Origin of the sequence: Silvimonas amylolytica (genome assembly GCF_014645555.1) — a bacterium.
GTDB classification, from domain to species: domain Bacteria; phylum Pseudomonadota; class Gammaproteobacteria; order Burkholderiales; family Chitinibacteraceae; genus Silvimonas; species Silvimonas amylolytica.
In genome coordinates this window covers 194042-205055 of the sequence record NZ_BMLY01000007.1, presented here as the reverse complement: position 1 = coordinate 205055, position 11014 = coordinate 194042, and the positions used below count along the sequence as shown (strand labels likewise).

Here is an 11014-nt window from a genome sequence, read left to right as displayed (position 1 = left end):
AGTGTGATGCCTATAATGTGTTGATTACGCTTGTAAATTCTCAGAATTATTGTTCGTAAATCAAACGGCGTCTCGGGAGAAAACTCATGAAATTCGTCAACACGATGGTGATTGCGGTCGCCGCCGCTTCGCTGGGGCTGGCTGGTTGCGCCAGTGATTCCGCCAACACCTACAGCCGCAGTCAGGCCATGCGCACCGCCACGGCGCAGGCCGGAACGGTGGAGAGTGTTCGCAGTGTGCGTATCCAGAATGACACCAATGCCATTGGGACCATTGCTGGCGGTGTGATTGGTGGGGCTGCGGGTAGTCAGATCGGTGGCGGCAACGGCGCGATTGTGGCCGGTGTGCTGGGTGCGATTGCCGGTGGGGTAGCGGGTAACCAGATCGAAAAACAAGGGACTACCCAGAATGCGTACGAGCTCACGGTACGACTGGATAACGGCCAGCGCCTCGTGATTACGCAGGCCGCCGACATGGCTTTCTCTGTGGGCCAGCGCGTTGATGTCGTCAGCGATGGTCAGACCACACGCGTGGTGCCGACTTCGCAACAAGCGGTGCCGGTACAACGTTGATCCGGTTCGCGCTATAAAACAAAGGGCCCGCAAGGGCCCTTTGTTTTGTCTGCCAGAAGCGCGGGTTAGCGACCCAGACGCTGACAGATTGTCGATACTGCGCCGGCTGCATTGAGCGTATAGAAATGCAGACCCGGCACGCCAGCTTGTAACAGCCGGTCACACAGTTCGGTGATGAAATCCAGACCCAAAGCACGAATAGACGCGGAATCATCGCCAAACGCTTGCAAGCGCAGACGCAGCCAGCGCGGGATTTCTGCACCGCACATATCTGAAAAACGGGTGAGCTGACTGAAATTCTGGATAGGCATGATGCCCGGCACGATGGGGATCTTCACGCCACGGGCGGTGACTTCATCTACAAAGCGGAAGTACGCATCGGCGTTAAAGAAATACTGGGTAATTGCCGAATCTGCACCCGCATTTACCTTGTTCACAAACGCACGCAGATCCGCCTCGGCGCTTTGCGCTTGCGGGTGGTATTCCGGATAGGCTGCGACTTCAAGATGAAACCAGTCACCATGCTGTTCACGAATAAACGACACCAGTTCGTTGGCATAGCGGAACTCGCCCACATCCCCCATCCCGGACGGGATATCGCCACGCAGCGCGACAATATGGCGGATTCCGTTATCGCGATAACGCTGGAGAATTTCACCCACGTTGGCTCGGCTGGAACCAATACAGGACAAGTGCGGTGCAGCAGCGAGACCTTCAGACTGGATATCCAGCACCGCATTGAGTGTACCGTCTTGCGTTGTGCCGCCAGCACCAAAGGTCACTGAGCAATATTCAGGTTTGAATTGCGCCAGCTGGCGGCGCGTAATGCGCAGTTTTTCGGTGCCTTCCTGGGTCTTGGGCGGAAAAAATTCAAAGCTGAGGGGCGGCTGGCTCACGGTGTCTCTGGCGCTAAAAATGAATATCAGTGCGGCATCTTAACATTGTCCGACCAGCGCTGGCGTGCCGCCTGTTTCATGTGCACTTGAGCCTGTTGCATGCATCCTGGTGTGTAGGACATATCAAACAGGAGAATGCGGCGTAGACCTCATCCCCGGTTTTGTGCGTATGGTCCTACAATGCATTCATCATCCTGGCTCCGATTGCCCCACGCCGATAATACCAATGCAAAACGCGATGCATGACCTGCCCGAACTGACCCGCAGCGAATTGGCGGCCCGCCTCAATGCACTGCGGCTTGCCCAGCGCAGCCAGCCCATGCCGGATTGGTCGATGCGGGCTGCACGGTTAATGACCTTGCAGCGGTTGATTGTAGAAAACCGCGCAGCCCTGATCGCTGCCGTTAACCAGGACTTTGGCCAGCGGCCCGCGCAGGAAACCGAGTTGCTGGAGTTAGTACCGGTGCTGGCAGGCATTGAGCATGCGCTCAAACAAGGCAAGCGCTGGATGCGGCTGCGCCGCCGCGCGGTAGGGTGGCGTTTGTGGCCAGCCAGTGGCTGGCAAATGCCGCAACCGCGTGGCGTGATCGGTATTGTGGTGCCATGGAACTACCCGCTGTTTTTGTCGCTGGGCCCGCTGACCGGGGCGCTGGCGGCAGGCAATCGCGTCATGATCAAGTTATCTGAGTCATCCCCGGCGGTGTTTGCACTTATGCACAAATTGATTGGGGATTATTTTTCGCCGGATGAGGTGGTGGTTTACGGCGGCAAGGTGGAAGAGGCGCGTGCCTTTGTGTCACTACCGTTTGATCAGATTCTGTTTACTGGCTCGACCGATGTGGGTCGCAGCGTCATGACGGCTGCCGCAGGAAATTTGACGCCGGTAGTGCTGGAGTTGGGTGGAAAATCGCCCGCGCTGATCCTGGATGAGTGCGATTTCGAACAAGCGGTCTCCCGCATTCTGTATGGCAAGCTGGTCAATGGGGGGCAAACCTGCGTTGCACCAGATTACGTTTTGCTGCCGGCCGGGCGTGAGACTGACTTTATTGCCGTGGCGCGGCGCTGGGCCGAGCGGCTGTACCCGGCGTTTCCGCGCGATTTTGCCAGCATGGCGACGGCCAGCCAGTTCAAGCGCATGCAGACCATTCACGATGAAGCGCTGACCTTGGGCGCTTTGGCACACGGCTTGTTGCCCACGGCGAATGCAGATGCGGTGACACGGTTTTTTCCGCCATTTGTCTACACCGGGGTGCCAGACGAATCACGGCTGTTGTCTGAAGAGTTGTTTGGGCCCTTGCTGCCGCTAGTGCCCTACCAGACGCTGGATGAGGCGCTGGACTGGATCAACGATCGACCTCACCCGCTGGCGCTGTACGTGTTTACACGATCACGTCGCGCAGCCCGGCAAGTGCTGCAACGTACGCATGCGGGCGGTGTGACGATCAACGATACCTTGCTGCACATTGCTGCCGCTGAATTGCCGTTTGGTGGTGTGGGTGCCAGTGGCATGGGCGCGTACCACGGCAAAGATGGTTTTGACGCTATGTCGCACCTGAAACCGGTGTTGCGGCAAGGCCCGATCCGCGCGCTGGACTGGCTGGCGCCACCTTATGGTGCGCAGTTTGACCGACTTGTGAAATGGCTGACGCGCTGATCACGATAAAAATTCCGTGATTGCGGCTATAACTCAATCACCACTGGCCGGGCAGTAGGTTTCGACTGACATGGCCGGTATCGATGAAATGGTTTTGAGCAGTGAGCAGTACCTCAGGGGGAATACCCGATATCCACCAGCCTGGGTATGCCAGCGTGCGGCAACCCGACGGAACAAAGAGTCCCGGCCAGACAGGATATCGATAACGTCACTTGAAAGGAGAACCCGACATGAACAAGACCTGGTTATTGATCCCCGCAGCGGTTGCCCTCTTGGCCGGAGCCCCGGTTATGGCGCAAGAGATGAACGACACCAGTGCACTCTCTGCGCCCAAGAAGTCGCCGGATGAACGCCGCGCTGAAATTCGCAAGGTTACGCAGGAAACACTGGACACCGTCTACCAGAAGCACCCGACGGCCAAGGAAGCGATTGCCAAGTCGGCCGGCTATGCCGTGTTCAACAATGGCAGCGCCACGGTGATCTTTGCCGGTGCTGGTGGCGGTTCGGGTATGGCGGTGGACCCGGCGACCGGGCATGAAGTCTTTATGCAAATGATCCAGCTTAAGGGCGGGATTGGTCTGGGTGTGAAAAACAGCCGTTTGGTGCTGGTCTTCAATGACAAAGCCTCTTTCCACAAATTCGTGACCAAGGGCTGGGTACTGGGTGGCGAAGCTGCTGCCTCGGCCAAGGCCGGTGACGTAGGCGGCGGCCTGGAAGGCGCGCGTTCGCTGGGTAATGGTGTGTACGCCTACCAGTTCACCGAGAACGGGGCGGATGCCGAAGTAACCGTGACAGGCACCAAGTACTCGATTGATCATGATCTGACGCCCAAGGCCAAGAAATAAGGGTCATTTGCGTCAAAAAAAGGGGCCTTCGTGGCCCCTTTTTCATGTGTAGCGAAGGCGCTAGATCAAAGCTTGCTGATCAGCACCTGGTCGATCTTGTGATGGTCAATATCGACGACTTCAAAGCGGAACCCTTCGTATTCCATGGCTTCGGCTTTTTTGGGGATGCGCTTGAGCCGCAGCATCAGAAAACCAGCCAGCGTGTCATAACTGTCTTCATCGGCCATGTCATCCATCCCGATGGCGCGTTTCAGATCGCCAATGGGCGTCATGCCGTCGGCCAGCCATGAGCGCTCATCCCGCCGCACAATCTGGTCTTCATCGCTGTTATCCACAATGCTGCCGATCAACTGGCCCGTCACATCATTGAGCGTGATCACGCCGACGACCAGAGCGTACTCATTGATGATGACCGCAAAGTCTTCCCGCGTTTCACGGAAGCGATCCAGCATATCCGCCAATGACAAAGTATCGGGCACAACAAGCACGCCTTTGACGGCGATCTCCCGCAAGACGGTCAACAGTGGCGCCTGAGGTGTTTTCAGGATGGCGTGCAGCAAATCTTTGGCATCGATATAAGCAAACACGGTATCAATGCTGCTGTTCTCACACAGCGGAAACTTGGCATGTGGCTGGGCCGCAATTTTCTGGCGAATGGCGGTATCGGTATCGGTCATCGAGAAATACACCACGGCCTCGCGCCCGGTCATGGCCGAGGGCAGGTACCGCTCGGCCAGCTCGAACACGTTTTCAATAAAACGATGTTCTTGCTTGTGCAAGGTGCCGGCCTCTGCGCCGGCGTCGACCAGCGCCACGATCTCATCTGCCGTCACGGTTTCTGAACGTACTGTCGGCATGCCGGTGAGCGTGAGGACCAGCGTGGCGACGCCATTGAATAACAGCACAAACGGCTTGAGCAGCGTTGAACACAAACGCATGGGCCGCACGATGGCAATGGCCACTTGCTCCGGCGCTACCATGCCCAGTCGCTTGGGAATCAGATCAGCAAACTGGATAAACAGGCTGGTAGTAATAAAGAAGGTCGCCAGAAAGGCCAGATGTCCAGCGGTATCCGGATTGAGCGCATTGAATATGCGCAGCAGAAACGGCGTGAACGTGGCGTCGCCGACAATCCCGCCCAGAATTGCCACGGCATTGACGCCAATCTGCACCACGGTGAAGAAGTCGCCCGGTTTGTCCTGCAAATCAATGACGGCCTGCGCGCGCGGTTCTCCTTCCTCGGCCAGCATTTGCAGTTTGAATTTGCGGGCAGAGGCCAGCGAGATCTCCGACATGGAAAAAAACGCGGACAGTGCAATTAGCAGGACCAGCAGAAACAGACCTGTGGCGATACTCAAGTGGGCCCCCGAAGACAGAATGTCATTGTGTTTTTGATCTGGCCCGATGCCTGGACTCGGGATGGTCTTATCAAAATAGCCTATAACCACGGCCCGCGGGAGGGTGTACATGCAATTGTGCACAAACAAAAACGGCGCTTTGAGCGCCGTTTTTGTGATGAAGCCAGACCGGGGTTACAGACCGGCATCCGCGCGCAGCGCTTCGGCCTTGTCGGTACGTTCCCAGGAGAAGTCCGGCTCTTCACGGCCAAAGTGACCGTAAGCGGCGGTGCGGGTGTACACCGGGCGCAGCAGATCGAGCATTTGCACAATGCCTTTCGGGCGCAGGTCAAAGTGCTTCTTGATCAGGTCTACAATCTGCGCATTGGACAGCTTGGACGTGCCCCAGGTGTCGACCATGATCGAAACAGGTTTGGAAACACCAATCGCGTAGGAAATCTGCACCAGACACTGTTTGGCAATGCCGGCAGCAACAATGTTCTTGGCAACATAGCGGCCCGCGTAGGCAGCGGAACGGTCAACCTTGGACGGATCTTTACCGGAGAACGCGCCACCACCGTGCGGTGCGGCACCGCCGTAGGTATCAACGATGATCTTGCGGCCAGTCAGACCGCAATCGCCCATTGGGCCGCCAATGACGAAACGGCCTGTCGGGTTGACCAGGAATTTGGGTTCGTCTTTCAGCCATTCTGCCGGCATGACTGGCTTGATGACTTCTTCAATCACCGCTTCAGACAGTTGGGCGTGGCTGACATCCGGATGGTGCTGTGTGGACAACACGATGGTGTCGACGCACTTTACCTTGCCGGTTTCAGCGTCATACTTGAGTGTCACTTGCGACTTTGCATCCGGGCGCAGCCACGGCAGGCGGCCATCTTTGCGCAGCTCGGACTGGCGCTGGACCAGACGGTGTGCGTAGTAGATGGCTGCTGGCATCAGTTGTGGGGTTTCGTCGCAAGCGTAGCCGAACATCAGACCCTGGTCGCCAGCGCCCTGGTCCAGATCCATCCCCTGGCCTTCGTTCACGCCCTGGGCAATATCGGGGGATTGTTTGTCATAGGCCACCAGCACAGCGCAGGTCTTGTAATCAAAACCGATGTCAGAGTGGTCATAGCCGATGCGCTTGACGGTGTCGCGCGCGATCTGGATATAGTCGATATTGGCAGAGGTAGTGATTTCACCAGCCAGAACCACGAGGCCCGTGTTTACCAGTGTTTCGGCGGCCACGCGCGCATATTTGTCCTGCGCCAGAATGGCGTCGAGGATGGCGTCGGAAATCTGGTCAGCAACCTTGTCCGGATGGCCTTCGGAAACTGATTCAGAGGTAAACAGGAATTCGCTCATGGGCTTGATGGTCCTTTATGCCATGTCTGTAATGGGTGAAAGTCGTTAGAATCCGGGTTTTGCCCGAAAGGTCCTTACACATGCTGGTGCGCCTGCTCAGACCGCTTGCATATACACCATTATGCATCCTGCAAGCCATTGGCGCAGGACTTGGCTGGATCGCATGGTGGACTTCTCCGACCTATCGGCGCCGGCTTAATGACAATTCAAAGCGGGCGGCGCAATACGATACAACCATTGATTATATCCGATTAAGGCGCTCAAGTATTGTAGAGCACGGCAAAGGGGCGGTGGAGTTGCTGGCCGCCTGGTTGCGCACGGTGCCTGATGTCGCCGCCATGGTCACCGAAGTCAAAGGCCGGGCCGCGCTGGATGAGGCACTGGCAAGACCGGAACCCATTATTTTTGTGTCACCGCATCTGGGTGCCATCGAAGTCTGCGGCGTGTACCTGGCCCACGAAATGCCGCGTGCCCTGGCGGCCCTGTACCGGCCACCCAAGCTCAAGTGGCTGGAGCCCTTGATGCTGGCCAGTCGTGATCGTGCCAACGGCCGTGCTGCGCCAGCGAATGCACAAGGCGTACGCATGCTGCTCAAAACGCTCAAGGAAGGTCAGGCGGTATACATCCTGCCCGATCAAGCGCCCGGTGGCGGCGAAGGGGCATGGGCGCCATTCTTTGGTCACCGCGCTTACACCATGACGCTGTTGTCGCGTCTGGCGCGTTCCAGTAAAGCCACTGTGCTGTTCTGCTTTGCCGAGCGTCGTGCATGCGGGCGCGGCTACATCATGCATATCGAGCCTATGCAAGGGCGCTTTACCGGTGATTCGGTGGCGGATGCCACCACACTGAACCACAATCTGGAAAGGCTGATTCTGAAGGCTCCCGCCCAGTATTTGTGGAGCTACAACCGTTATAAAACCCCTGCCGGCGCACCGGCTCCGGAGTCTGAATGAGTTTTACCGCCCGTTTGCTGGCCGCGTTTTTCTGGCTGTTGCACTTATTGCCCTTTACCGTATTGCGCGGGCTGGGCGCTGGCCTTGGCACGTTGCTGTATTACGCCGCACCACGGCGCCGCAAGATCGGCCTGACCAATCTGCGTTTGTGTTTTCCCGAGTGGACCGACGCCAGGCGCAGCAAGGTGCTGCATGAACATTTTCGCTTGTTGGCGACGTGTGCGGTGAGCTATGGCGTGCTCTGGTTTGGTAGCAAGGCGCGGGTAGAAAAACTGGTACGTCGTGAAGGGTATGAGCACTATCTGGCCCATCAGGACCAATCCATCATTTTGCTGGCCCCGCACTTTATCGGTCTGGACTATGGCGGTATTCGCCATACCGTCGACCACTGGGGCGCGAGCATGTATTCGGCCTCGCACCAGAATCCGTTTGATGAACTCTTGCTGATGGGGCGCAGCCGCTTTGGTCAGCCGCTACTGATCAAGCGCAACGATGGCATCCGCGCCATTGTGAAGGCGTTGCGTCAGCATACAATCCCGTTCTATTACCTGCCGGATCAGGATCTGGGCCCCAAAGAGTCCATCTTTGCGCCGTTCTTTGGGATTCAGGCGGCCACCATTCCGGCGCTGTCGCGGTTGTCGCAGATGGGCCGTGCGGTGGTGATCCCCATGATCACGCGGCTGGAGAAAGACGGCTTCGTCACACGCTACTACCCGGCGTGGACCGATGATTTCCCCTCTGATGACTTGCTGGCCGATACCTCACGCATGAACAAATTCATTGAAGATCGCGTGCGGGAAATTCCGGCCCAGTATTACTGGATGCATCGTCGTTTCAAGACGCGCCCAGAGGGCGAGAAGTCGCCTTACTGAGACTCGCCGCGCATTACGCTCACACCTGGATGAGCATCAGGAAAGAGAGCGGATTACGCGTGATTGCCACGCCGATAATCCAGGCAAACACCAGTAAAGCCGCGACAAACGCAATCGCCCGCGTCTTTCTGGTGCGGCCGCGTTTGAGCGCGATCATCCCCAGCCCGATGTACACGACCAGTCCGATCAGTTTGGCGGTCAGCCAGGTTTGCTGCCCCGGATACTGATGACTGAACACGGCCAGCGTGACCCCGGCCGCGAGTAACACCGTGTCGATCAAATGAGGCAACACTCTCAGCCAGATCTGACGCAGATGGGTCGACCCGGTCAGCATTAGCACGCCCCGATAAAGAAACAACAAGCCCGACAACAGCACACAAGTGACGTGAATCTGTTTGATGATCAGGTAATACGCCATGTTTTCTCCGTATCGGGCGCGGGGACCGCGGGCTGGGCCTACAATTCTGATATTCTGCCGGCTTCGCCGAGAGGCGACCAGTCACAAGGAGATGAATCATGACCGAAGAAACCCGTCGCGATGAAAGCGATACCGCCGGCACGCCTGATGATGGCTCGATGCGGCTGTCCAAACGTATGGCCCAACTGGGGCTGTGCTCCCGCCGCGAAGCTGATGATTACATCGAACGAGGCTGGGTGAGGGTCGACGGCGTCGTCATTAACGTGTTGGGTAGCCGGGTCAAACCGGATCAACAGATCTCTCTTGATAAGCCAGCGCAGCAAGCACAAGCCAACCGCGTCACCATTCTGTTGAACAAGCCGGTGGGCTTTGTCTCGGGCCAGGCAGAACGCGGCTACAAACCAGCCTCAACGCTCGTGACGCTGGATAACCATTGGGATGGCGATCTTTCTGGTGTGCGCTTTCACCCCCAACACATGCGTGGCCTTGCGCCGGCGGGCCGGCTGGATATCGATTCGGTCGGGTTGCTGATCCTGACTCAGGATGGCCGCATCGCCAAAACGCTGATCGGCGAAGACTCCACTGTCGACAAAGAATACCTGGTGCGCGTGGCGGGCTCGCTCTCCAATGACGGGTTGCGTCTGTTGAATCACGGACTGGAACTGGATGGCGAGAAACTCAAACCCGCCATCGTGACCTGGCAAAACAAAGACCAACTGCGATTTATTCTGCGTGAAGGCAAAAAGCGCCAGATCCGCCGCATGTGCGAACTGGTCGGCCTGCGCGTGGTTGGCCTCAAGCGGATTCGTATCGGGAATGTGCGGCTGGGCCAATTGCCACCGGGCAAATGGCGTTACCTCGCCTCGAACGAACACTTTGAGTGAACAGGCACACCGGCATGCAACGCGCTGATGTCCTGTTGGTTGAGCTCGGGCTGGCGGCTTCCCGCACGGCCGCACAAGGTTTGATTGATGCCGGGCGTGTCTCGGCGGATGGCAAGGTGGTCAGCAAATCCAGCTTGAAGCTTCCGCCCGATGCCGAGATCAATATCACACCGGATGAAGCCGACCGGTATGTCTCGCGCGGTGGCCTCAAGCTGGCGGGCGCACTGGCGCATACCGGGCTGGATGTCACTGGAATGCTGGCGCTGGACGTTGGGATCTCGACGGGTGGTTTTACTGATTGCCTGTTGCAAGCCGGGGCGCGCAAGGTCATCGGGGTGGAGGTAGGGCACGATCAGTTGCACCCGCGTTTGCTGGCAGATGCCCGGGTCATCCAGTTTGAAGGCGTCAATGCCCGTCACCTGACTGCAGATTTGGTCGCTCCTGCGCAGGATGGCCCGATTGAGGTCGTGGTCGGCGATGTGTCATTCATCTCGCTGACGCTGGTTCTACCCGCCATTGCCAGCGTGTTGCAAAGTGGCGCGCATCTGCTGTTCCTCGTGAAGCCGCAGTTTGAAGTGGGGCCACAGCGTATTGGCAAAGGCGGCATCGTGCGTGACGACGCCTGTTACCCGGAAGTCGAAGAAAAAATCCGCAGTGCCGCAGATGCGGCCGGCTTTACCGTGCTCGATTATCTGAACAGCCCGATTACGGGCGGCGACGGTAACCGCGAATTTTTTATCTACGCCGTTTTCCGCTAACCACCCGATCGGGTCGGCTCGCTCAGGCCGGTTGTTCCAGGCAGTTCACCATCCAGGGCGTGCCAAATTTGTCCACCAGCATGCCAAAGCCCTTGGTCCAGAACGTGGCCTGGAACGGCATGGTGATCTGACCATCGGCAGCCAGGCCGTCAAAAACCTTTTCTCCCTCTGCGACGGTGTCTACGGCGACAGACATCGTGAATCCGCTCTTTTTGGCAGAGGCACGCTCTGGCGAACAGTCCGCCGCCATGAATTGGGTACTGCCCGCAGAAAAATTGCAATGCATGATCTTGTCTGCCCAGGCCGGGTCCACCGGTTCTGAACCTGGGGCATCCTTGAAACGCATCATGAACGTAATTTGACCGCCCAGTATTTCTCCGTAAAAGAGCAGCGCGGCTTCACAATCACCATTAAAAGTAAGGTACGGCTGTACTTGCATGATGAGACTCCTGAAGGGTTT

12 protein-coding genes are annotated in these 11014 nt (G+C 57.5%); 7 read left to right on the top strand and 5 right to left on the bottom strand.

Features of this window, described 5'->3' with window-relative positions:
* Positions 1-86 precede the first annotated feature (86 nt).
* On the top strand, positions 87-572 hold the full coding sequence (locus tag IEX44_RS18230) for an outer membrane lipoprotein (RefSeq protein ID WP_188697462.1): 486 nt from the start codon (positions 87-89) through the stop codon (positions 570-572).
* A 65-nt stretch (positions 573-637) separates the two neighbouring features.
* Here IEX44_RS18230 and metF read toward each other — a convergent pair whose 3' ends face one another.
* Positions 638-1468, bottom strand: coding sequence for a methylenetetrahydrofolate reductase [NAD(P)H] (metF, locus tag IEX44_RS18225; protein ID WP_188697459.1), 831 nt, complete (start codon positions 1466-1468; stop codon positions 638-640).
* Between the two features lie 226 nt (positions 1469-1694).
* Between metF and IEX44_RS18220 the strand changes: the two genes are divergently transcribed.
* Both IEX44_RS18220 and IEX44_RS18215 read left to right on the top strand, forming a co-directional pair.
* Entirely contained in the window at positions 1695-3122 is a 1428-nt protein-coding gene (locus tag IEX44_RS18220) for a coniferyl aldehyde dehydrogenase (RefSeq protein WP_229679289.1), read from the top strand.
* A 230-nt stretch (positions 3123-3352) separates the two neighbouring features.
* Positions 3353-3967: a lipid-binding SYLF domain-containing protein gene (locus IEX44_RS18215; RefSeq protein ID WP_188697454.1), complete on the top strand. Its 615-nt coding sequence runs from the start codon at positions 3353-3355 to the stop codon at positions 3965-3967.
* A gap of 65 nt (positions 3968-4032) precedes the next feature.
* Here IEX44_RS18215 and paeA read toward each other — a convergent pair whose 3' ends face one another.
* Both paeA and metK read right to left on the bottom strand, forming a co-directional pair.
* Positions 4033-5325: a polyamine export protein PaeA gene (gene paeA, locus IEX44_RS18210; protein ID WP_229679287.1), complete on the bottom strand. Its 1293-nt coding sequence runs from the start codon at positions 5323-5325 to the stop codon at positions 4033-4035.
* 174 nt (positions 5326-5499) lie between these two features.
* Entirely contained in the window at positions 5500-6669 is a 1170-nt protein-coding gene (metK, locus tag IEX44_RS18205) for a methionine adenosyltransferase (protein WP_188697451.1), read from the bottom strand.
* Between the two features lie 80 nt (positions 6670-6749).
* Between metK and IEX44_RS18200 the strand changes: the two genes are divergently transcribed.
* Positions 6750-7622 carry a lysophospholipid acyltransferase family protein gene (locus IEX44_RS18200; protein ID WP_188697448.1) on the top strand — a complete coding sequence of 291 codons (873 nt, stop codon included), beginning with the start codon at positions 6750-6752 and terminating at the stop codon, positions 7620-7622.
* Positions 7619-8494, top strand: a complete 876-nt coding sequence (locus tag IEX44_RS18195) for an LpxL/LpxP family acyltransferase (RefSeq protein ID WP_188697445.1) — start codon at positions 7619-7621, stop codon at positions 8492-8494. Before IEX44_RS18200 ends, IEX44_RS18195 begins: the two co-directional genes overlap by 4 nt.
* Positions 8495-8513: 19 nt before the next feature.
* On the opposite strand, the gene IEX44_RS18190 is transcribed toward IEX44_RS18195, so the two are convergent.
* Complete coding sequence (locus IEX44_RS18190) at positions 8514-8912, bottom strand: SirB2 family protein (RefSeq protein ID WP_188697442.1); 399 nt, start codon at positions 8910-8912, stop codon at positions 8514-8516.
* A 98-nt stretch (positions 8913-9010) separates the two neighbouring features.
* On the opposite strand from IEX44_RS18190, the gene IEX44_RS18185 reads away from it, so the two are divergent.
* Together IEX44_RS18185 and IEX44_RS18180 are read left to right on the top strand one after the other, a co-directional pair.
* On the top strand, positions 9011-9796 hold the full coding sequence (locus IEX44_RS18185; RefSeq protein WP_229679285.1) for a pseudouridine synthase: 786 nt from the start codon (positions 9011-9013) through the stop codon (positions 9794-9796).
* Between the two features lie 14 nt (positions 9797-9810).
* On the top strand, positions 9811-10554 hold the full coding sequence (locus IEX44_RS18180) for a TlyA family RNA methyltransferase (RefSeq protein WP_188697439.1): 744 nt from the start codon (positions 9811-9813) through the stop codon (positions 10552-10554).
* A 22-nt stretch (positions 10555-10576) separates the two neighbouring features.
* On the opposite strand, the gene IEX44_RS18175 is transcribed toward IEX44_RS18180, so the two are convergent.
* Positions 10577-10993 carry a VOC family protein gene (locus tag IEX44_RS18175; protein ID WP_188697436.1) on the bottom strand — a complete coding sequence of 139 codons (417 nt, stop codon included), beginning with the start codon at positions 10991-10993 and terminating at the stop codon, positions 10577-10579.
* Positions 10994-11014: the final 21 nt, after the last annotated feature.